Below are 21,140 nucleotides of genomic sequence, written 5' to 3'. Positions count from 1 at the left end.
TGCCGCGGCAAGCCCACACCTGCGCAGCACCTTCGACTGCCACTGCACCGCAGATGCTTCAGGAGACCACCATGCAACGCGAATACGACTACATCATCATCGGCGCAGGTTCGGCCGGTAACGTGCTGGCTGCGCGCCTGACCGAAGACCCGGGCGTGACCGTGCTGTTGCTCGAAGCGGGCGGGCCGGACTACCGCCTGGACTTCCGCACCCAGATGCCCGCAGCGCTGGCATTTCCGCTGCAGGGCCGCCGCTACAACTGGGCCTACGAGACCGAGCCGGAACCGTACATGGACAACCGGCGGATGGAGTGCGGGCGCGGCAAGGGCCTGGGTGGCTCCTCGCTGATCAACGGCATGTGCTACATCCGCGGCAACGCGCTGGACTTCGACCATTGGGCCAGGCGCCCCGGCCTGGAGGACTGGAGCTACCGCGATGTGCTGCCCTACTTCCGCAAGGCAGAGACGCGCGACATCGGCGCCAACGATTACCACGGCGGCGAGGGCCCGGTGAGCGTGGCCACGCCGAAGAACGACAACAACGTGTTGTTCCATGCCATGGTCGAGGCAGGCGTCCAGGCAGGCTACCCACGCACCGACGATCTCAATGGCTACCAGCAGGAAGGCTTCGGGCCGATGGACCGCACCGTCACCCCGCGCGGCCGCCGCGCCAGCACCGCGCGCGGCTATCTGGACATGGCCAGGCCGCGCGATGGCCTGCACATCGTCACCCACGCCACCACCGACCGCATCCTGTTTGCCGGCAAGCGCGCCATCGGCGTGCATTACCTGGTCGGCAACAGCAGCGGAGGCATCGATGCGCATGCCCGCCGCGAAGTACTGGTGTGCGCCGGCGCGATTGCATCGCCGCAACTGTTGCAGCGCTCCGGCGTGGGCGCGCCCGATCTGCTGCGTGCACTCGACGTGCAGCTGGTGCACGACCTGCCAGGCGTGGGCCAGAATCTGCAGGACCATCTGGAGGTCTACATCCAGTACGCGTGCACCAAGCCGGTGTCGCTGTACCCGGCCTTGCAATGGTGGAACCAGCCTGCGATCGGCGCCGAATGGTTGTTCGCCGGCACCGGCACCGGTGCCAGCAATCAGTTCGAAGCCGGCGGCTTCATCCGCACGCGCGATGAGTTCGACTGGCCCAACATCCAGTACCACTTCCTCCCCGTCGCCATCAATTACAACGGCAGCAATGCGGTGAAGGAGCACGGCTTCCAGGCGCATGTCGGCTCGATGCGCACGCCCAGCCGCGGACGCGTGCATGCCAAGTCGCGCGATCCGCGTCAGCATCCGTCCATCCTGTTCAATTACCAATCCACCGACCAGGACTGGCAGGAATTCCGCGACGCGATCCGTATCACCCGCGAGATCATCGCCCAGCCCGCGCTCGATGCGTACCGCGGCCGCGAAATCAGCCCGAGCGCCGATTGCAGGACCGATGCGGAACTGGATGCCTTCGTCCGCGCGCGTGCGGAAACCGCCTACCACCCGTCGTGTTCGTGTGCGATGGGCACCGACGACATGGCCGTGGTCGATGGGCAGGGCCGCGTGCACGGCATGGAAGGCCTGCGCGTGATCGACGCGTCCATCATGCCGCGCATCATTACCGGCAACCTCAATGCGACCACCATCATGATCGCCGAGAAGATCGCCGACCGCATGCGCGGGCGCACTCCCTTGCCGCGCAGCACGGCCGACTATTACATCGCAGGCGATGCGCCGGTTCGCCGTTGAGCCTAGCGCTTGATTGAAACTGTCAGCGCGAGCGCGCCGGGCGCCCCGCGCATCGGCAGCGACGCGTCGCGGGTGCATGCGCTCGGCGGCAGCACCGGGCGCCACTTCATCGTCAACGGTACTGCTGCCTGCAAGATGACTGCAGCACCATTGACGCAAGCACCTAGCCCGGCACACGTGGGCTATGCTTCGCGCATGACCTCGGACATCCACCCGGAAGCCGCCATCGCGCCCGGCTATCTGGCCAACCATGCTGCGCGCGTCTTCAATCGCTTGGTCGATGCCCGCCTGCGCGAGCATGGACTGACGCTCGCGCTGATCGGGCCATTACTGCTGTTGTCCTGGAAGGGCCCGATGCTGCAGCGGGACCTGGTGCGCGAGTCCGCGGTGAAGCAGCCGGCGATGGCCGCGTTGCTGGACAAGCTTGAAGCGATGGCGCTGATCGCACGCGAAGCATCGTCGACCGACAAGCGCGCCGCCACCGTTCGCTTGACCGCGGCAGGGCAAGACGCCGCCGCAACCGGGCGCACCGTCCTGCTCGATGTCAATGCACTCGGCGTCTCGGGATTTTCCGGCAAGGACGCCGGCCTGCTGACGGCGCTTCTCGGCCGGCTCATCGCCAACCTGGAATCCGCTGCCGGCGAATAGCATCACACATGATATTTACGTATCATGCGTGATGTAAATTCACTGCAGGAGTGGTCGCATGTCCCGCCGGATACTCATTACAGGCGCCAGCGTCGCCGGGACCACCGCTGCGTGGTGGCTCGACGCGTACGGGGTCGAGGTGGAGGTGGTCGAACGCGCACCGGCGTTTCGCGACGGCGGCCAGAACGTCGATGTCCGGGGCAATGCGCGCGACGTGCTGCGCCGCATGGGACTGGAAGCCCGCGCGTTCGAACGCAGCACCAGGGAGCTCGGCACCGACTGGGTGGACGCAGACGATCGCGTCATTGCGCGGTTCAAGGCAGACGCGTCAGACACCGACAGCGGCCCCACCGCCGACCTGGAAATCCGTCGCGGCGACCTTGCGCGCATGTTGTACGAGGCCTCGCGCGAACGCGTGGCCTATCGCTTCGGTGACAGCGTCTGCGGTGTCGCCCAGGACCAGACCGGTGTCGAGATCACCTTCTACAGTGGTCGATGCGCCCGCTACGACGCGGTCATCGTCGCCGAAGGCGTTGGGTCGCACACACGCGAGCTGGTGTTTCCCGGCGAGAACGTGCCGCGCTGGATGGACCTGACCCTTGCGTATTTCAGCATCCCCCGGCAATCGCACGACAGTGCCTACGCCAGGCAATACAACACGCTGGGCGGACGCGGCGCAACGCTCAAACCCGCACTCGACGGCAAGCTTGGCGCTTATCTGGGCATACAAAAAAAGCCCGGAGGCGAGAACGCCTGGACGCCGGAGCGGCAACGGCGCTTCATCGAAACCCGGTTCGCCAACGATGGCTGGGAATTTCCACGCATTCTCGCCGCCATGCGCGACGTCGACGATTTCTATTTCGATGTGTTGCGCCAGGTGCATATGCCGCGGTGGTCCACCGGCCGGGTGGTGCTGACGGGCGATGCCGCCTGGTGCCCCACCTCGCTGTCGGGCATCGGCACGACGCTGGCGTTGGTCGGCAGCTACGTGCTGGCAGGCGAACTTGCCCAGGCCGTCTCGCCGATGCACGCGTGCATGCGCTACGAACGGATCATGCGCCCGTTCGTCAAGGAAGGTCAGAACATTCCCAAGCTCGTGCCGCGCCTGCTGTGGCCGCACTCCGCAGCCGGGCTGACGCTATTGCGTGGGGCGATGCGCGTGGCAGGCATGCCGATTGTTCGCCGTCTCGTCACTGACGGCTTCGCACGCGATTCAAACAGGATTGCCTTGCCCGACTATCGTCCGATAGCAACCCTTTAAAGCGGCCGTTGCCGCCGGTCCGTCGCAACCACTGCACGGCAGCGCTCCATCCATCGATATGGCGCCTGGCGGCCGGCTCCCAGGCCCGATGCCAGGCGCAAAGGCGATCATGCCGGTGCATGACCGCCGTTGCATGTCAGCACACGCGGGCCTCCCTGGGAACCACGCGGCGTCTGGTTGCCCCCTAGAACTTCAGGTCCACGCGCGCGTACCAGAAACGCCCGCCGGGAATGTCGTAGGTGGAGGCGTCATAGCCGTTGAGGGAGCACGACAGGCAGATCGGTGGGTCCTTGTCGAACACGTTGTTCAAGCCGGCCGTGAGCTGCAGGCCCTTGAGCCAATCGACGCGATACCCGATCTGTGCATCGTGATAGGTGATTGCATCCAGCTGATTGGTGCCTTCGGCCGGATTGCCACACACCGCAAACTCCACCGCATCGCCGCACTGCTCGGTGAGCTTGGAGATGTGCCGCGCCGTCCACGACGCCGTCCAGTTACCCAGCGACCAATCCAGCACGGCGTTGCTGGTCCACTCGGGAATCGCGCTGTCGACCACTTCGATGCCCGGCCCCTGCGGCTGGCGCTGGCCCGCTGCGCCAAGCGCCTCGTAGCGGCCCACGAAGGTGTTCTGCCACGACAGCTTGAAGCGGCCGAACGCGGTTTCCGGCAATGTCCAGAACACGTCCACGTCCCAACCGTCGGTCTTGATCGAGCCCAGGTTGGTCAGGCGGTTGTTGAACGCATTGATGCCGCCGGTGGAGGCGCGTGCAATGCCGTCGCAATACAGCGCGTCCAGTGTGTCCACGCACAGATCCAGCTGGGTCTGCGCGTTGATCGCCTGGATCGCACCGTCCACATGATGGCGATAGAACGTGGCTTCCAGATCGAGCCGATCCGACCAGCTGGCGTTGCTGGCAAAGCCGGGGCTGAAGACGAAGCCGGCACTGAAGCTGCGTGAGCGTTCCGGGTCCAGCTGTTCATTGCCGCCGGTGGTCACCGAGATCTGCTGATTGGCCTGCTGGTACCCGCCCGGCACGCCCAGTGCGGCGCAGTTGGCGGCGCTGCCACGCGGTGCGGTGCCGCCCAGGCCGATCGAGCAGGGGTCCGACAGCTGCAGGTCGGCGCGTGCGGCCGAACCGAACAGCTCGCCGATGGTGGGCGCACGGAAACCTTCGGCGTAACTGGTGCGCAACACCAGCTCATCGGTCACCTGCCAACGCAGGCCGTACTTGGGCGTGAACTCGCCACCGAAGGTGGAGTAATCCGAATAGCGCCCGGCGATGTTCAGATCGAGTTTGTCGCCCAGCGAGGAGTTGGCGAAGATCGGGATGTTGAGTTCGAGATAGGCCTCGTTGACGTCGTAGCTGCCGGAGGTGGGCAACGACGGCACGCCGTTGTAGCGCCCGGCCACGGTCAGCGGATCGGGCTGATACGCGCCTTCGTACTTGCGGTATTCGTAGCCGGTGGCAAACGACACCGCGCCGCCGGGCAACTGGAACAGTTCGCTGCTGAGGTTGGCGGTGAACAGGCTCAATTCGTTCTGGCTGCGGTCGCGTACCACCGGCTGGATCCAGCGCAACATGTCCGGCGTGATGCTGCCGGCGCCGCTGAAGATATCCAGCGGCACGCAGCCGGCCACTGCCGCGCATGCAGCCGGGTCGCCGAGCGCCAGATTGATGTTGAACAGGTTGTAGCTGCCGTAGTTGGTCTGCTCGGCCTTGTTCTTGCTGTACATGCCGTTGACGTCCCAGAACCAGGTCCGCGCGGCGCCCTCGAAGGTGCCCACCAGCCCGGTGCCGACGTACTGCGTATCCACCTGCTGCTGGTAGCGCCGCGGCCCGCCTTCCACCGGGCGCCGGCCGATCTGGATCAGATTGGTGGCCGAATCCAGATCGAAGCCGAACGGATTGAACGGATTGAGCGCCGAGATCCGGATGTTGTCGGCCAGCGGATTGCCGGTGCCGGCATCGGGGCCGAGAAAGATCGGCTCCGGTGCGGCCTGGTTGGTCGACTCGCGGCGATTGCCCAACGCCTTGACGTACCACTGCACATCGTCGTTGAAGTAATAGCGGAACTGCGCAAACACGCCCTTGCGCTCGGACGGCGTCAGCAGCAGGTTCTGCTCGGCAAAGTTGTAGCGATCGGCGGTGCCGAAGCAGTGGTAATCATCGCTGCGCGTGCAACCGGCGCTGCCATCGTATTGCGGCGTGCCCACACCGGCATTGGGGGTGAGGTTCTGGCGCACACCGGTGTTCGGGTCGACGAACTGGAAGCGCCCGTCCGGCGTGGCCGAGCTGCCGAAGGTCAGCCCGGTACCGGGGATCGGGAAGCGCGCCTGCGCACGGTCACGCGCATAGATCGGATCCTGCTTGACGTAGCTGGCACCCAAAAACAGGCTGAAATCCTCGCCACTGGTACCCCAGGCCAGATCCACGCCCTGGTTGGCGCCATCGCCCTTGCCGTACTGGCCGTAGTTGAGCGTGACCTGCGCGCCATCGAAGGTGCGCCGGGTGATGATGTTGACCACGCCGGCGATCGCGTCGGAGCCGTACAACGACGAGGCGCCGTCTTCGAGCACTTCGATGCGCTCCACGATCGCCAGCGGAATGGTGTTGAGGTCGGTCGACGACCCCACGCCGGACGCCGAGGATTCGTTGACCCAGCGGATGCCATCGACCAGCACCAGCACGCGCTTGGAGCCGAGATGGCGCAGATCCACCTGCGCCGAGCCCGCGCCCACCCCGCCACCATCGGGCGGAAAACCGAAATTGCCGGACGAATTGAACTTGGCGTTGAGCGCCGAACCGGACGCGGTGAGCTCCTGCAGCACCTCGCCGATCGAGGTCAGGCCGGTGCGCTCGATATCGGCGCGGTTGAGCGTCTGGATCGGCACCTGGCCTTGCAGCTCGGCCGTCTTGATGCGGGTACCGGTGACCTGCACGCTATCGAGCGTGCGCGTGCCGGGTGCGGCCTCGGGCTGTTGCGCCCAGGCGAGTGTGGGAATCAAACACAACGACAACTGCACGGCCAGGCGCGACCGCGACGGGCAAATCAGACGCTTCATCCTTTCTCTCTCCGGAAGGATCTTCAAAGTGTCCGCACGCCCCCGTGCCCTGCGGTCCCGCGCCAAGTTGTAAACGAAACCTTAACGCGTCGCAATCTGGCGGTGCAGCACTGCGATGTGTGTCGCGCTCAGCGCCGGCCTGTACCTGGCGCCAGCGTCTGCACATTTCGCGCGACGGCGACGGCGATGGCGATGGCGATGGGGCGATCGCCATGACGCCGCGCTGCCGCCACAGCGTGAGGACCATGGTCAGGGCTGCATGGTTCGCCGGCATGATTGTCTCGCGCGTTCACTCAGGTGCTCAGCCCTGCTTCGGTATCATCACGCGATGACTTCTGCCCCCCGTTTCGCCGCTCTCCTCGCCGGCCTGCTGTGCCTTGGCAGCACCGCCTTGCATGCGCAAACCCTCGATCCCCAGCTGACCGCGATGCGCGATGCCATCGCCGCGGCGGAGCGCGGCCAGTCCGATCCCGCCCAGCTCACTGCCTTGAACCGCCATCCGCTGTATGGCTGGCTGGAGTTCGCCACCCTCAAGCGCAGCATCGACACCGTCTCGAACGCGCAGGCGCAGAGCTTTCTGCAGCGCTACGCCGGCCAGCCGGTGGCCGAGACTTTCCGCAGCACCTGGCTGCCCGCAGTGGCACGGCGTCAGGACTGGACCACGCTGCTGGCCAATTGGAAGAACACCGACAATACGGGCCTGCGCTGCGCACACCTCACGGCGCGGCAAGCCACCGGACGGATGGACGCGCAGTGGAGCCGCGACGCGCTGGGGCTGTGGCGCAACGGCAAGGCCCTGCCCGATGCCTGCGAACCCGTCATCGCCGCCCTGGATGCGCGCGGCGATCTGACCCCGGCGCTGCGCTGGGAGCGCGTGGAAGCCGCCGCCGATGCACAGCTGCCTGCAGTGATGCGTACCGCGTCGCGCGGCTTGCCGGCAGCTGATCTGGCGCTGGCAACCGATTACGCTGCCTTTCTCGACAAGGTCCACCCGCGTGCACTGGGTTGGCCCAGGACCGAACGCAGCCGCCGCATCGCCGTCGATGGCCTGGCCAAGCTCGCCAAGAGCGACCCCGATGCTGCCGAACAACAGTTGCCGCCGCTGGCCAGCGCGCTGGGTTTCAGCGACGCGCAACGCGGCCAGGTGCTGTATCAGATCGCGCTCTGGACAGTGGCCTCCTACCTGCCGGACTCGGCGCGCCGGCTCAATGCGGTGCCCGACGGCGCCTATGACGAACGCCTGCACGAATGGCGCGCACGCGAGGCGATGGCGCGTGGCGACTGGCCCGCGGCCTTGGCAGCAATCCGCAAGATGCCGGCCAGCCAACGCGCCGACTCACGCTGGCAGTATTTCGAAGCGCGCCTCACCGAAAAGACCGGCGCGGCCGCCGCTGCACAGCCGCTGTATCGCGCAGCGGCGCAGTCGCCCACCTTCCACGGCTTCCTGGCGGCCGACCGGGTGCAGCAACCGTATCGGCTATGCCCATGGGAGCCCAAGGACAGCCCGCAGGCCAAGGCCGCGGTGGCACGCGATCCCGCACTGATGCGCGCGATCGCCCTGTTCCAGATCGACCGCCCCGGCTGGGCGGTGGCCGAATGGAACGATGCCGCCAGCCGCTTCGATGACACCCAGCGCCGTCTGGCCGTGGAAGTGGCCAGCGACAACGGCTGGTTCGACCGCGCGGTGTTTGCACTTGGCAAGCAACCGGACGAGCAGCGGCTGTATTCGCTGCGCTTCCCGCTGCATCACGACGACAGCATTCGTCGCGAAGCCGCCAAGAATGCGATCGACCCGGCCTGGGTGGCCGCGGAGATCCGTGCCGAGAGCATCTTCAATCCGCGCGCACGCTCGCCCGCCAATGCGATGGGCCTGATGCAGGTGCTGCCAGGCACGGGCGCGGCGGTGGCCAAGGGGATCGCCCTGCCCGGCTATGCCGGCGCCGCCAGCCTGTACGAGCCTGACACCAATATCGCCATCGGCACCGCCTACCTGCGTCAGTTGCTCAACACCTACGGCCTGCCCTACCTCACCATCGCCGCCTACAATGCCGGCCCCGCCCCGACCGGCCGTTGGCTATCGCAGCGCCCCGGCTTCGAGCCGGACTTCTGGATCGAGACCATCAGCTACAAGGAAACCCGCGACTATGTTGCGCGCGTGCTGGCCTTCAGCGTGATCTACGACTGGCAACTCAACGGCGACATGCTCCCGCTCAGCGATCGCCTGATGGGCAAGCTGGTGGACAAACGCCAGAAGCCGGTCTGCGCGCCAGGCCAGGGCCCGAGCAACACTGCGCAGGACTGAGGACGCGTCGGCCAGCAGACAAGGCGGCGATGGGGCTGAATGGCTGCGCTGCGCCAGTGCGCAGCGTGTCGTGGCGAATACCCAGGCTCAGAATGACCAACGCCCGCAATGTTGCGGGCGTTGGGTGTTGCTGTTCGGCGTTGCAGCCGTCACCGCGTTGCCTGCACCTGGTTACAGCTTGCCGGCACCGGCCTTGGCCTTGACGTCTGCAGCGACCTTGTTGGCAGACAGCAGGTTGTAGGTGTACGGCGGCTTCCAGCCAATGTTGCTGTTCCACGAGCAGCTCAGCGCCTTGCCATTGAGCAGCGAGCCCTGGTCGCGGTACACGCTGCCCTTGTAGTCGGCAGCGATCTTGTCGCAGCTGCTCACGCCGCTGATATCGAAGGCATTGTTCTCGGAGAAGATCTTCGATTCCTTGCCCACGCCATGTGCGTGCGAGAACGGGTACACCTTATGGCTGGTGCTGCCCACGTGGTAGTTGTTGTACAGATGCACCTGGCCAAAGCGCACCCGCGGCGCACGCGCGGAGATGTTCTCGAACAAGGTGTTGTGGATGGTGACCTTGAGCTTGCCGCTATCGGTGCTGGAAGCGCTGTCGCTGGAACCGATCAAGTCGTTCTTCTCATGCGACTTGAACGCCGAGTACGAGATGGTCACGAAGTTGGCGCCTTTCTTGACGTCCATCGCGCCGTCGTGGTGCTGCTTGGGGCGGCCGTTGGCAGTGCCATTCTGGTCGTCGGTGCGGCGACCATCGGTGAAGGTGACATGGTCCACCCACACGTTGGTGGCGCCTTCCACGGTCAGGCCGTCGTACTCGGAATTCCAGTTGCCCTTGTCGCCATCGTCGGCGTCCCACTTCGGCTCCGGATCCCACGGATTTTCGATGGTGAGGTTACGCACGATGACGTCGTTGGCCTTGACGTAGAAATAGCCCTCGCGAATTTCCGCATTGGTGCCGACGCCGATCAAGGTGGTCTTGGTCGGGATGTCCAGGCGCGCACGCGTCTTCATGTCCGAGGTCTTGGTGTAGGGCTTGCCTTCGCTGATGTCGATGACACCCTTGACCTTGATGATGCGCCCGTTGCTGCCGACGCTGGCCTTCAATGCGGCCTTCAATTGTGCTGCGGTGCTGACGGTGTAGATGTTCGCGGCTGCCGCCTTGGAACCGCCCTTGGTACCACCGTTCTGGGTGGCCCAACCAGTGGTGGCAACCTCCAGCGCAGGGTCGGCGGCGTGGGCCGTGGTCGACAACAACGTGGCGCTCAACATGACGCCCACAACGGTACGTCCCACAACAGTCGATGCTTTCGACATGGTGATCAAATCTCTTGAATGAGTGGTGCATGGCACACCGCCATGCGGTGTGCTCCCCGTGCGCTCGCCCAGGCCATCAGGCCAGTCCCCTAGCGAGCCCGTCCGATGCTAATGCGTATGTACATTTTTTAACAGTACATTTCGCACATATTGCACCTGCGTTTTTGGAATGACTCCGCAGCACATGCAGCACGCGTCGTCGCGCACTGCATGTGGCACGTCTTGTCGAAGGTGCGATCGCTTACAGCTTGCCGGCGCCTGCTTTTGCCTTGACGTCGGCGGCGACCTTGTCGGCCGACAACAGGCTGTAGGTGTAGGGCGGGGTCCAGCCGATGTTGCTGTTCCACGAGCAGCTCAGTGCCTTGCCGTTGAGCAGCGAGCCCTGGTCGCGGTACACGCTGCCGCCGTAGTCGGCGGCGATCTTGTCGCAGCTGCTCACGCCACTGATGTCGAACACATTGCGCTCGGAGAAGATCTTCGACTCCTTGCCCACGCCATGTGCGTGCGAGAACGGGTACACCTTATGGCTGGTGCTGCCCACGTGGTAGTTGTTGTACAGATGCACCTGGCCAAAGCGCACCCGCGGCGCACGCGCGGAGATGTTCTCGAACAAGGTGTTGTGGATGGTGACCTTGAGCTTGCCGCTATCGGTGCTGGAAGCGCTGTCGCTGGAACCGATCAAGTCGTTCTTCTCGTGCGACTTGAACGCCGAGTACGAGATGGTCACGAAGTTGGCGCCTTTCTTGACGTCCATTGCGCCATCGTGGTGCTGCTTGGGGCGGCCGTTGGCGGTGCCGTTCTGGTCGTCGGTGCGGCGACCGTCGGTGAAGGTGACATGGTCCACCCACACATTGGTGGCGCCTTCCACGGTCAGGCCGTCGTACTCGGAATTCCAGTTGCCGGCACTGCCATCATCCGGGTCCCACACCGGCTGCGGGTCCCACGGATTTTCGATGGTGATGTTGCGGATGATGACGTCGTTGGCCTTGACGTAGAAATAGCCTTCGCGGATCTCGGCGTTGCTGGTGATGCCGATCAGCGTGGTCTTGGTCGGGATGTCCAGACGTGCGCGGCTCTTCATATCGGCCGTCGTGGTATAGGCCTTGCCTTCGCTGATATCGATGATGCCGCTGATCTTGATGATGCGTCCGTTGCTTCCCACGCTGGCCTTGAGCGCGTTCTTCAATTCCGCAGCAGTCTTGACCGTGTAGATGTTGGCGGCGGCGGCTTTCGAACCGCCCTTGGTGCCACCGTTCTGCGTTGCCCACCCGGTGGTTGCCACTTCCAGCGCAGGATCGGCATAGGCAACGCCGGTGAGCAGCAACGACCCGACAAACAGCGACGCGGCGGCCGCCGTTGACAATTTCGGCTTCATCTTGGATGTCTCCCTCGAATGGGTTCGATGCACCGCGCAGCGGCACATCCCTCGTCTATCGACTACGGAACGTACTTTTCAGGTTTGTAATTTTCAGTTCCGCGCCACCGATACTAGGAGCATCGCAATCGCTTGTATCTAGGCAATGCATCGATATGCACGCGCAGTCACGCAAACGGTTGCGAGACACACGAGAGAGGACAAAACGCTGCAATCAAGACACGCGAGGACAGCGCCAAGGACACTGCAACGCAACATGATGCGTGTCGCAGTGCAGCCGTGCATGGGTCGGATACCGGGTGTCGCTGCGATCACACGCAGGCAGCGTCAACCTGCGTGCAGTGCGCAGTGACGTGTCGCTTGCCACGCGTTCAATCGCTGCGCATGTGGTTGCCGCGATAATGCAACCGGTGATGCCGTGCGCGTTGGAAGTTCGTCGACGCGCTGCATAAGCGACACGTATCCCGACAGACCCACGTGGCGTGCGCGATCCGGCCGAGACATCCTGCGCACGGGTGCTTGACGCAAGGCACGCAAGAGACGCCGTGATCGCAGACGAAGCATCTCACCGCAACTGCTGGCGATGATGCGGTCCATCAGCGCGTTTGGACCGCCTCGCCTGCGACCAAGCGCAGCATCCGTAGCGGCACGCATGCGGCGCAACGGTGCACATATGTTTCACGAGCGCTCAGCGAAATGTCGCGAGCAGCCGTCGTGTGGTGCGGGCGGCATGCAGGACCCGGAATCGACAGATAGCTGTCCATCTCGGGCACCGGCCGCGCCCGCCTGGCGGTGCACGTAGCCGTCTCGTTCGCTGCTCTACCTGCCATGGCGAGCCGTGTCCATCGCCAGGATCGTGGTCTTCTCACGCGTACGCTTGCGCCTCTCGCATCGCACCGATGCGCGCCCGATCCGCACTCAAGTCAACGCACAGCGCCCCGCCATGGCAGGACTGCCGCGCTCGCTCAGGAGAAGCCTTCGAAGAACAACTCGATCGCCATCACCAACGCATCCTCGCGGCCGGTGTGGGAGGGGTAGTACCGCGGACGCCGCCCGATCTCGTTGAAGCCTTCGGAGTGATACAGCGCAATCGCCGACGGATTGGATGGACGTACTTCCAGAAATGCGCGCCGCGCGCCGCGGTCGCAGGCGCCCTTGATCAACGCGCGCAACAGCACTCGCCCGTGCCCTTGCGATTGTGCTTCGGGCGCAATGCAGACATTGAGCACATGTGCCTCGTCGGCAGCGACGCTGATGACGCCATAGCCGATGACCTGGCCAGCCTGCTCCATCACCCATCCCGGGTAACCGGCCTGCAGGCAATCGCGAAAGATGCTGCGCGTCCAAGGGAACGGGTAGGCGCGCAGCTCGATCTCCATCACCACGTCCAGATCGCTTTCGCGCATGGCACGCAACGTGGCGGGCAGCGGCGCGTTCATCGCGCTCATGCCGGGTCCTGGCGACGACGCAACGCGCGCAGCTGCGGCCACAGCGCCCGTTTGGCGGCCGGGTTGCCACGCAATTCGGCCAACGGCCAGGACGCCATCAAGGCTTGGGTGCTGGGATCACCAGGATTGCAACCGGACGCGCGCAACAGCGCCATCTGCAGGCGATCGGGCAAACCGACACGGCTGCGCCGCTGGGGCGCGGTCGTGGCGGTGGTGTCCGGGACGCGCGGCGGCTCGGCCGGCGCAACAGGCGCCGGACGCCGCGGCGATGTGCTGGCAGCCGGTGCGGCTTGCGGTGCGCGTGGCGCACGCACTGGCGCCGACACCGGCGCGCTGTCGGCCACGTCCACCGGTGCAGGCAACGCATCGGCCGCATCACGGTCCAGATACACGGTGTGCCCCATCGCCTGCAGGCACGACACCTGCAGATCGGACCACACCGGTTCGCTGGCTGCCTGGTTCATGGACGCCGGCTCACGGGAGCTCGGGCACGCGCCGCCAGCGCCGCCACAGCCACATCACCGGGCCGGACAACGCATACAACACGCCGATCACCAGCAGCGAGCGCGCCAGATCGATCACCAGCAACGCGATCACCACCGTGGCGATGGCCAACGCCAGAAACGGCACACGGTCGGCACGCGGGCCGCGTGCGCCACCCTTGAAGCTCCAGAAGCGGATCCGGCTGACCATCAACAGCGCCGAGACCACCGTGACGGCCAGCGCCACATAGCGCAGCTGCTCGCCATCGAAGCCCAGGCTGTCGTCGGCAAAGGCCCACACAAAAGACATCATCAGCCCCGCCGCCGCCGGGCTAGCCAAGCCGATGAACCAGCGCTTGTCCACCACCCCGACCTGCGTGTTGAAGCGCGCCAGCCGCAACGCCGCGCAGGCTGCATACAAAAAGGCAGCCGACCAGCCAACCCGGCCCATCACGTTGCTGTCGTACTTCAGCGCCGACAGCGACCAGTGGTACATCACCAGCGCCGGGGCCATGCCGAAGCTGACCAGATCGGCCAGCGAGTCGTACTGCACGCCGAACTCGCTGCTGGTGTTGGTCAGGCGCGCCACCCGGCCGTCCAGCCCGTCCATCACCGCAGCCACGAACACCGCCATCGCCGCCTGCACGAACTGGCCATTGGCGGCGGCGATGATGGCGTAGAACCCGGAAAACAGCCCGGCGGTGGTGAACAGGTTCGGCAGCAGGTAAATCGTGCGCGAGCGCGGAGGCGGTCTCATTTCATCCATCCGCCAAGTGTAGGGCCTGAGGTCCGTCCGGCGGTAGCGCGCCCTGCACGCGCGATCACTTGCCAGGGCAGGCGCCGGATGCTGCAATCGCGGCGGGAATCATCCAGGGGAAAGCCACATGCACCTGCCGTCCGGGCTTTGCGCCCTGTTGCTGCTGGTCAGCGCCACCGCCGGCGCTACCGATCTGTACAAGTGGAAGGACGCCAAGGGCGTGACCCACTACACCGAAACCCCGCCACCGAGCGGCCAGCGCTATGAGGCGCGCCGGATCGATGCGCGCAGCGGCACCGCCGCCATTGCGGCCCCGGAGACCACCGCGCCCGAGTCGGCCGACTGCCTGACCGCCCGCCGCAACCTGGAGCTGCTCAGCGGCAAGGGCGAGGTGAGCATGAGCGCCGGCGCCGACGGCAAGCCCGGCGCGGTGCTGGATGCGGACGCCCGCGCAGCGCAGCGCAATCTTGCCGACGCCGCCGTCAAGGCCTACTGCAAGCCGGCAGCCACCGGCACCCCGGCCACCTGAGCTGGACGGCATCGCCAGCGCACGAGCGGCGCCGTCCTGCCTGCGGACCGAGGCCCATGCACCGGTCATGCTGCCAATACCGGAAGCATCCACGCGGCTGACGTCCTGGGAGCACGACTGCAATACCGGAATGGCCGCAGTGGCCTGACCCATTGCACGATCTCCGGGCTCGCGTGATGACCACCTTGAACCGGCACCGGATGGCTCGCCCACTGCCGATGTCTGCGCACGGCCGCTCCCCTGGCGAGGCACTCGCGAGCGTAGGCCAGGGCGCCCGAGAGCCGCCGGGCAACGGCCCTGCCGGCCGGCGACCACCGGCAAAGCGCGCCCGGCGATGACCGGCAGGGCGCGAGACTGGCAAACTATGGGCTTTCCGCCCAAGCGAAGCCCGATGCGTCTTTCCCAGTTCCACCTGCACACCACCAAGGAAACCCCGGCCGACGCCGAGCTGGTCAGCCACCGTCTGATGCTGCGCGCGGGCATGATCCGCAAGCTGGCCTCCGGGCTGTACACCTGGTCGCCGCTGGGCCTGCGCGTGCTGCGCAAGGTCGAGGCGATCGTGCGCGAGGAAATGAACCGTGCCGGGGCGGTGGAAGTGCTGTTCCCCACCATCCAGCCGCGCGAGCTGTGGGACGCCACCGGCCGTTGGGAAAAGTTCGGCGGGCAGCTGCTCAAGATCAAGGACCGCAAGGAGCAGGAGTTCTGCTACAGCCCCACCGCCGAAGAAGCCGCGGCCGAATTCGCGCGCCAGGAGATCAACAGCTACAAGCAGCTGCCGCTGAACTTCTACCAGATCCAGACCAAGTTCCGCGATGAAATCCGCCCGCGCTTTGGCGTGATGCGTGCGCGCGAGTTCCTGATGAAGGACGCCTACTCCTTCCATCTCACCGACGAGGACATGGCGCGCGAATACGACAACATGCGCGCCGCCTACACCCGCATCTTCACCCGCCTGGGGCTGGAGTTCCGCGCGGTGCAGGCCGATTCGGGCGCCATCGGCGGCGACGCCTCGCAGGAATTCCACGTCATCGCCGCCTCCGGCGAAGACTCGCTGGCGTTCTCCACCGGGTCCGATTACGCGGCCAATGTGGAAACCGCCAGCGCCGCACTGCCTGCCGCGCGCCCCGACGCGAGCGAAGCGATGCAGCAGGTGGCAACGCCCACCCAGAAGACCTGCGAAGACGTCGCACAGCTGCTGGGCATCGCGTTGCAGCGCACGGTCAAGTCGGTGGCGGTGATGACGCAGGCCGGCTTCGTGCTGGTGCTGGTCCGCGGCGACCATGCGGTCAACGAGATCAAGCTGGGCAAGGTGGCTGGCCTGGCCGACTACCGCCTGGCCAACGAAACCGAAATCCGCGAGCACCTGGGCTGCGAGCCGGGTTTCCTGGGCCCGGTGAACACTGCGCGCCCGGTGCGCGTGGTCGCCGACCGCGATGTCGCGGCAATGGCCGATTTCGTGGTCGGCGCCAATGTGGTCGGCGCGCATCTGGTCGGCGTCAACTGGGGCCGCGACCTGCCGGAACCGGAGACGGTGGCCGATGTGCGTAACGTGGTCGAAGGCGAGCGCGCCGCCGATGGCGGCGAACTGCGTCTGGCGCGCGGCATCGAGGTCGGCCACGTGTTCCAGCTGGGCAGCCAGTACGCACAGGCACTGCAGGCCACCGTCATCGACGAAAACGGCAAGGCCGCAGTGATGAAGATGGGCTGCTACGGCATCGGCATTTCGCGCATCGTTGCCGCAGCGATCGAACAGAACCACGACGAGGCCGGCATCATCTGGCCGGCGCCGATGGCGCCGTGGCAGGTGGTGGTGTGCGTGATCAATCCCAAACAGGACCCCAGCGTGGTGGCCGCCGCCCAGGCATTGCTGGACGAATTGATTGCCACCGGCATCGATGCAGCACTGGACGACCGCGGTCTACGTCCGGGTGCCATGTTTGCCGATATGGAATTATTGGGCATTCCGCATCGGGTGGTGGTCTCGGAACGGGGATTGGCCGCCGGCACATTTGAATATCGCGCCCGCACCGCCGATTCGGCAGAAAACCTGGATAAGGCCGGATTATTCTCCCGCCTGGGCCGTTGATCAAACAACGCACCCCCGCTCCAATTGGATGAACGCAAGGCGCCGAAGTATTTCGGCGCATTTGTCATACCGGTTTTCTGACATTATCATGGCCGCCGCTGCCACGGACCGGCATTCTTTCTCTCTCATTCTTCCGGAGTAGTGATGTCGATCGATCTCACCGGCCTGTCGGCCAAGCAATTGGGCGCCTTGATCAAAAACGCAAAGAAGCAACAGACCGTGGTTGCCAAGCGCGCCCCGATCGCCAAGGTTCGCACTCAGCTGACCCGTGCGGCAAAAGCCCAGGGGTATTCCATCGAAGAATTGTTCGGTAGCGCCGCCAGTGCCGGGCCGGGTCGTCCCGCCGCTGCCGGCAAGCCGGGCCCGCGTGCCGGCCGCAAGCTGGGCAAGGTTCCGCCGAAATACCGCAACCCCGCCAATGCCCAGGAAACCTGGACCGGCCGCGGCAAGCAGCCGCGCTGGCTGGCCGAATTGACCGCTGCCGGCAAGAAAGTGGAAGACTTTCTGATCAGCAAGGTGGGCGGTGCTACGAAGAAGGCAGCGACAAAAAAGACCTCGCCACGCAAGACGGCAACCAAGCGCGCCAGCAAGAAAGCCAAGGCCGCTTAAATCCAGACCAATAAAAACGCCGGCATTGCCGGCGTTTTTATTGGGCGACGATCGGCTTATTCATAAATTCTTGCGCGCCGGAATCAGCAGATTGCCGAACAGCAGGCCGGCCATCAATGCCATCACGATATTGGTCACCGCCAACAATGCCGCTTGTCCGACACTGACATCCTGCTGCTGCACCAGGGTCAAAAATCCCCGCAGGCTGACACTCCCGGGAACCAGCATGATGATGCCCGGCAACCGGATCAGCGCACCGGGTTTTTGAACGACCCGCCCAAACAGATTCCCGGCGGCGGTCAGTGCCATGGCCGAGGCGAATACACCGGCCGGGCCGCCCCAGGCATGGCCGGCATAACGCGCGATGACATAACCGGACATTGCCGCGGCCATGATCCATAAATAATCGCGCCGATTGGCCTTGAACAACACCGCAAACGCGTACGCGGCCACCAGCAGCGAGGCCCACTCCACCCATCCCGACTGCGGACGCAAGGCGGCCACCCGTGGGTGCAGGCCGACCAGCTGGGTCAGCGTCACCGCGATCACCGCGCCGACCGTGAGTTTGAGCACCGTGGTGACCGCACCGGCCAGGCGCGCAGTCCCGGACACCCAGTGCTGGCTGGCCAGCTCGTTGAATGCGTTGGTCAGCGACATGCCGGGCAGCAACACCACCAGCGAGGCGATGATCACCGTATTGAGGTTCAACGGCCCCACCAGCGAGGCCACCACTGCCGCCACCACGCCGGCCAGCAGCCCGGCCAGCGCTTCGCCGGCTTCCTTGGTCGCCGGCCGCTTGTCGGTGTACTGGGTCAGCAGGCCGATCGACATGCCGATGGCGCCGGCAGTAGCGATGTCCAGCCAGGGCAGCTTCCACAACCCGGCCACGCCGGCGGCGGCCAGCCCGAACGCCAGCACCTGCATGGTCTTGCCGCGCCGATCGACCTCCCGGTCCAACCGGCGCAAGGCGGTGTGCCCCTGGGCAATGCTCATGCGCCCATTGGCCACGCTGTCGGCCACGTAGTCGGCCACGCTGAGCTTGTACAGATCGTTCTCGCCGGGCGCCAGCCGGATCACCCGGGTGATGTCGCTGGAGCCGATCGCCTTGGTCGGGTCGCTGAAGCTCAGGATGATGCCGGTGGGGTTGGACCAGGGCTCGCAGTCCAGACCGAGTTTTTGCGACAGCCCGACCACTGCCGCCTCCAGGCGCTGCGCAGTGGTGCCATAGGAATGCAGGCGCCCGGCGATTTCCGATACGAAGGCGACGCGCTGGGCGTAGGTGGCGCTGGCGGACGGTAAGACGACGGTGGCAGCGGACATGCGTGGCGGGTCGGATCGGAGAGACGCCGTGTGGCGAGGCCGCCAGTGTATGCCGCAGCGCGCGTGGCCGGCGCCCCGATTGCCGGAGGCAGGGCGATCGCCGCCGCCGCGTCCCCATCTTTCGCTCACGCCGGCCCTGTATGCTGGTGCCACGGACAGGCCACCCATGATCAAACCGCAACCTCCCCGCATCGAACAAGACTCGCAGGATCAGGCACAGATCCGCCTCGCCGGCAGTTGGGTCCTGGCGACCGCCCTGCCCCAGGCAGAACTGTTGCAGACCGTGCCCGAGGGGGTGCGCCGCATCGACGCGCGCGGTATCGGGCAACTGGATTCGGCCGGCGTGCTGCAGCTGCTGCGCTTTGCCGGCCGCCTCGGGCTCAAGGAAGACGCCATCGATTTCCGCGACGAGCACCAGGCACTGGTGTGCACCATCGAGGAACTCAACGACGAACGCCCCAAGCCCAAGCGCGATTACGGCTTTGTCGCCGCGCTGGACCGTCTGGGCCGCACCACCCATGGCGTCGGCCAGGGCATCCTGGAGTTGAACAGTTTTCTCGGCGAGAACCTGGTCAAGATCATGCGGCTGATCCATGAGCCGCGCCGCTTCCGCCTGACCTCCACCGTGCACCACATGGAACAGGTGGGCCTGGACGCGGTGCCGCTGGTGGTGCTGCTGTCCTACCTGGTCGGCGCGGTGATCGCGTTCCTGGGCTCGACCATCCTGCGCGACTTCGGCGCAGAGATTTACGTGGTGGAACTGGTGTCCATCGCCTTCCTGCGCGAGTTCGCGGTGCTGCTGACCGCCATCGTGCTGGCCGGACGCACCGCCAGCGCCTTCACCGCGCAGATCGGTGCGATGAAATCGCGCGAGGAAGTCGATGCCATCCGCACCCTCGGCCTGGACCCGATCGACCTGCTGGTGATCCCGCGCCTGCTGGCGCTGATCTTCACCCTGCCGCTGCTGACCTTCATCGCGATGATCGCCGGCCTGGCCGGTGGCGTCACCGTGGGCGCGTTCGACCTGGACATCCCGCCGCAGATGTATCTGGCGCGCATGCACGAGACCATCCAGTTGCGGCACTTCCTGGTCGGCCTGTCGAAGGCGCCGCTGTTCGCGCTGGTGATCGGCCTGATCGGCTGCCTGGAAGGGCTCAAGGTCAGCGGCACCGCGCAGTCGGTGGGCGAACGCACCACCTCCTCGGTGGTGCAGACGATTTCCTTGGTCATCATCCTCGACGCCATTGCGGCGTTGTGGTTCATGAAGATGGGGTGGTGATGGAGCCGGGATTGGACATTCGGGATTTGGGATTCGTGCAGAGCAGGCGCAAAGCGCTTGCACTGGTATTCGGGAGAAAAGTGCTTTGACCAATCCCGAATCCCCACTCCCCAATCCCGCCCCAGAGGCCGACGAAGAGCAGCTGGCGATTTCAGTGCGGGGGCTCACCAACCGCTTCGGTAGCCAGACCGTGCACGAGGAACTGGATCTGGACGTGCGTCGCGGCGAGATCCTGGGCGTGGTCGGCGGCTCGGGCACCGGCAAGTCGGTGCTGATGCGCAGCATCCTGGGCCTGCGCGAGCCGGATGCCGGCAGCATCCACGTGCTGGGAGCGGATGCGCGTTCGGGCAGCTTCGCCGACCGGCAGCTGATCACCCGCAACACCGGCGTGCTGTTCCAGGACGGCGCGCTGTTCTCGTCCATGACCGTGGGCGAGAACGTGCAGGTGCCGCTGAAGGAACATCACGGCGAGTTCCCGGAGCGCTGGTATTTCGAGCTGGCGCTGCTGAAGATCAAGTTGGCCGGCCTGCCGGCCGATGCGTTGGACAAGCTGCCCTCGCAATTGTCCGGCGGCATGCGCAAGCGCGCGGGCCTGGCGCGTGCGCTGGCACTGGACCCGCCGCTGCTGTTTCTGGACGAACCCACTGCCGGGCTGGATCCGATCGGCGCGGCCGCCTTCGACCGCCTGATCCGTACCCTGCAGCAGGCCCTGGGCCTGACGGTGTTCCTGATCACCCACGACCTGGATACGCTGTACGCCATCTGCGACCGCATCGCCGTGCTGGCCGATCGCAAGGTGATCGCCAACGCGCCGCTGGCCGAGGTCGAACAACTCGACCACCCCTGGATCCAGGAATACTTCCACGGTCCGCGCGCCCGCGCCGCACGCGCGGCCAAGACCGACTCCACCGAGACCGCCTGAGC

Annotated in this window: 16 protein-coding genes; 9 read left to right on the top strand and 7 right to left on the bottom strand. The window is 65.6% G+C overall.

The window, feature by feature from the left end:
• Positions 1 to 71 precede the first annotated feature (71 nt).
• The 3 genes from betA (at position 72) to XnspCFBP7698_RS20200 (ending at position 3,651) form a co-directional block, all read left to right on the top strand.
• Positions 72 to 1,742: a choline dehydrogenase gene (betA, locus tag XnspCFBP7698_RS20210; RefSeq protein ID WP_104581653.1), complete on the top strand. Its 1,671-nt coding sequence runs from the start codon at positions 72 to 74 to the stop codon at positions 1,740 to 1,742.
• A 195-nt stretch (positions 1,743 to 1,937) separates the two neighbouring features.
• Positions 1,938 to 2,390, top strand: a complete 453-nt coding sequence (locus tag XnspCFBP7698_RS20205) for a MarR family winged helix-turn-helix transcriptional regulator (protein WP_047695012.1) — start codon at positions 1,938 to 1,940, stop codon at positions 2,388 to 2,390.
• A 58-nt stretch (positions 2,391 to 2,448) separates the two neighbouring features.
• Positions 2,449 to 3,651: an FAD-dependent monooxygenase gene (locus XnspCFBP7698_RS20200; protein WP_104581640.1), complete on the top strand. Its 1,203-nt coding sequence runs from the start codon at positions 2,449 to 2,451 to the stop codon at positions 3,649 to 3,651.
• 184 nt (positions 3,652 to 3,835) lie between these two features.
• Here the strand turns inward: XnspCFBP7698_RS20200 and XnspCFBP7698_RS20195 are convergent, their stop codons facing one another.
• Complete coding sequence (locus XnspCFBP7698_RS20195) at positions 3,836 to 6,715, bottom strand: TonB-dependent receptor (RefSeq protein WP_047694996.1); 2,880 nt, start codon at positions 6,713 to 6,715, stop codon at positions 3,836 to 3,838.
• Between the two features lie 328 nt (positions 6,716 to 7,043).
• Here XnspCFBP7698_RS20195 and XnspCFBP7698_RS20190 point away from each other — a divergent pair, with 328 nt between their 5' ends.
• Positions 7,044 to 9,017, top strand: coding sequence for a lytic murein transglycosylase (locus XnspCFBP7698_RS20190; RefSeq protein ID WP_047694997.1), 1,974 nt, complete (start codon positions 7,044 to 7,046; stop codon positions 9,015 to 9,017).
• Positions 9,018 to 9,188: 171 nt separating this feature from the next.
• Here XnspCFBP7698_RS20190 and XnspCFBP7698_RS20185 read toward each other — a convergent pair whose 3' ends face one another.
• From XnspCFBP7698_RS20185 to pssA, 5 genes are all read right to left on the bottom strand, one after another.
• Positions 9,189 to 10,286 carry a pectate lyase gene (locus XnspCFBP7698_RS20185; protein WP_228314561.1) on the bottom strand — a complete coding sequence of 366 codons (1,098 nt, stop codon included), beginning with the start codon at positions 10,284 to 10,286 and terminating at the stop codon, positions 9,189 to 9,191.
• Between the two features lie 286 nt (positions 10,287 to 10,572).
• On the bottom strand, positions 10,573 to 11,706 hold the full coding sequence (locus XnspCFBP7698_RS20180; RefSeq protein ID WP_039412517.1) for a pectate lyase: 1,134 nt from the start codon (positions 11,704 to 11,706) through the stop codon (positions 10,573 to 10,575).
• Between the two features lie 965 nt (positions 11,707 to 12,671).
• The gene (gene rimI / locus XnspCFBP7698_RS20175) at positions 12,672 to 13,154 is read right to left on the bottom strand and encodes a ribosomal protein S18-alanine N-acetyltransferase (protein ID WP_047694999.1); all 483 of its coding nucleotides are present in this window, start codon (positions 13,152 to 13,154) and stop codon (positions 12,672 to 12,674) included.
• Entirely contained in the window at positions 13,151 to 13,618 is a 468-nt protein-coding gene (locus tag XnspCFBP7698_RS20170; protein ID WP_104581639.1) for an alanine acetyltransferase, read from the bottom strand. The genes rimI and XnspCFBP7698_RS20170 overlap by 4 nt, the downstream gene beginning before the upstream one ends.
• Before the next feature lie 10 nt (positions 13,619 to 13,628).
• A complete protein-coding gene (gene pssA, locus XnspCFBP7698_RS20165) occupies positions 13,629 to 14,402 on the bottom strand; it encodes a CDP-diacylglycerol--serine O-phosphatidyltransferase (RefSeq protein ID WP_039412527.1) in 774 nt (257 codons plus the stop codon).
• A gap of 118 nt (positions 14,403 to 14,520) precedes the next feature.
• On the opposite strand from pssA, the gene XnspCFBP7698_RS20160 reads away from it, so the two are divergent.
• The 3 genes from XnspCFBP7698_RS20160 to XnspCFBP7698_RS20150 all read left to right on the top strand — a co-directional run bounded on the left by XnspCFBP7698_RS20160 (position 14,521) and on the right by XnspCFBP7698_RS20150 (position 17,617).
• Entirely contained in the window at positions 14,521 to 14,922 is a 402-nt protein-coding gene (locus XnspCFBP7698_RS20160; protein ID WP_146093288.1) for a DUF4124 domain-containing protein, read from the top strand.
• Positions 14,923 to 15,313: 391 nt separating this feature from the next.
• The gene (locus XnspCFBP7698_RS20155) at positions 15,314 to 17,008 is read left to right on the top strand and encodes a proline--tRNA ligase (RefSeq protein WP_047695002.1); all 1,695 of its coding nucleotides are present in this window, start codon (positions 15,314 to 15,316) and stop codon (positions 17,006 to 17,008) included.
• Between the two features lie 144 nt (positions 17,009 to 17,152).
• Positions 17,153 to 17,617 (top strand): H-NS family nucleoid-associated regulatory protein, encoded by a 465-nt coding sequence (locus XnspCFBP7698_RS20150; protein WP_104581638.1) that lies wholly within the window; start codon positions 17,153 to 17,155, stop codon positions 17,615 to 17,617.
• A gap of 60 nt (positions 17,618 to 17,677) precedes the next feature.
• Here the strand turns inward: XnspCFBP7698_RS20150 and XnspCFBP7698_RS20145 are convergent, their stop codons facing one another.
• The gene (locus XnspCFBP7698_RS20145; RefSeq protein ID WP_039566260.1) at positions 17,678 to 18,937 is read right to left on the bottom strand and encodes a threonine/serine exporter family protein; all 1,260 of its coding nucleotides are present in this window, start codon (positions 18,935 to 18,937) and stop codon (positions 17,678 to 17,680) included.
• Positions 18,938 to 18,986: 49 nt separating this feature from the next.
• On the opposite strand from XnspCFBP7698_RS20145, the gene XnspCFBP7698_RS20140 reads away from it, so the two are divergent.
• The gene (locus tag XnspCFBP7698_RS20140; RefSeq protein ID WP_179456682.1) at positions 18,987 to 20,216 is read left to right on the top strand and encodes an ABC transporter permease; all 1,230 of its coding nucleotides are present in this window, start codon (positions 18,987 to 18,989) and stop codon (positions 20,214 to 20,216) included.
• Between the two features lie 85 nt (positions 20,217 to 20,301).
• On the top strand, positions 20,302 to 21,138 hold the full coding sequence (locus tag XnspCFBP7698_RS20135; RefSeq protein ID WP_104581636.1) for an ABC transporter ATP-binding protein: 837 nt from the start codon (positions 20,302 to 20,304) through the stop codon (positions 21,136 to 21,138).
• Positions 21,139 to 21,140: the final 2 nt, after the last annotated feature.

This window comes from Xanthomonas sp. CFBP 7698 (genome assembly GCF_003600855.1).
Taxonomy (GTDB): domain Bacteria; phylum Pseudomonadota; class Gammaproteobacteria; order Xanthomonadales; family Xanthomonadaceae; genus Xanthomonas; species Xanthomonas cannabis.
Note: the sequence above shows the minus strand (reverse complement) of the source record. Positions and strands in the feature narration are given on the sequence as shown.

Excerpts from the sequence above, each read along its gene's own strand:
- betA (WP_104581653.1), top strand. The coding sequence starts at position 72 with ATGCAACGCGAATACGACTACATCATCATCGGCGCAGGTTCGGCCGGT.
- XnspCFBP7698_RS20205 (WP_047695012.1), top strand. The coding sequence starts at position 1,938 with ATGACCTCGGACATCCACCCGGAAGCCGCCATCGCGCCCGGCTATCTG.
- XnspCFBP7698_RS20200 (WP_104581640.1), top strand. The coding sequence starts at position 2,449 with ATGTCCCGCCGGATACTCATTACAGGCGCCAGCGTCGCCGGGACCACC.
- XnspCFBP7698_RS20195 (WP_047694996.1), bottom strand. The coding sequence starts at position 6,715 with ATGAAGCGTCTGATTTGCCCGTCGCGGTCGCGCCTGGCCGTGCAGTTG.
- XnspCFBP7698_RS20190 (WP_047694997.1), top strand. The coding sequence starts at position 7,044 with ATGACTTCTGCCCCCCGTTTCGCCGCTCTCCTCGCCGGCCTGCTGTGC.
- XnspCFBP7698_RS20185 (WP_228314561.1), bottom strand. The coding sequence starts at position 10,286 with ATGTTGAGCGCCACGTTGTTGTCGACCACGGCCCACGCCGCCGACCCT.
- XnspCFBP7698_RS20180 (WP_039412517.1), bottom strand. The coding sequence starts at position 11,706 with ATGAAGCCGAAATTGTCAACGGCGGCCGCCGCGTCGCTGTTTGTCGGG.
- rimI (WP_047694999.1), bottom strand. The coding sequence starts at position 13,154 with ATGAGCGCGATGAACGCGCCGCTGCCCGCCACGTTGCGTGCCATGCGC.
- XnspCFBP7698_RS20170 (WP_104581639.1), bottom strand. The coding sequence starts at position 13,618 with ATGAACCAGGCAGCCAGCGAACCGGTGTGGTCCGATCTGCAGGTGTCG.
- pssA (WP_039412527.1), bottom strand. The coding sequence starts at position 14,402 with ATGGATGAAATGAGACCGCCTCCGCGCTCGCGCACGATTTACCTGCTG.
- XnspCFBP7698_RS20160 (WP_146093288.1), top strand. The coding sequence starts at position 14,521 with ATGCACCTGCCGTCCGGGCTTTGCGCCCTGTTGCTGCTGGTCAGCGCC.
- XnspCFBP7698_RS20155 (WP_047695002.1), top strand. The coding sequence starts at position 15,314 with ATGCGTCTTTCCCAGTTCCACCTGCACACCACCAAGGAAACCCCGGCC.
- XnspCFBP7698_RS20150 (WP_104581638.1), top strand. The coding sequence starts at position 17,153 with ATGTCGATCGATCTCACCGGCCTGTCGGCCAAGCAATTGGGCGCCTTG.
- XnspCFBP7698_RS20145 (WP_039566260.1), bottom strand. The coding sequence starts at position 18,937 with ATGTCCGCTGCCACCGTCGTCTTACCGTCCGCCAGCGCCACCTACGCC.
- XnspCFBP7698_RS20140 (WP_179456682.1), top strand. The coding sequence starts at position 18,987 with ATGCCGCAGCGCGCGTGGCCGGCGCCCCGATTGCCGGAGGCAGGGCGA.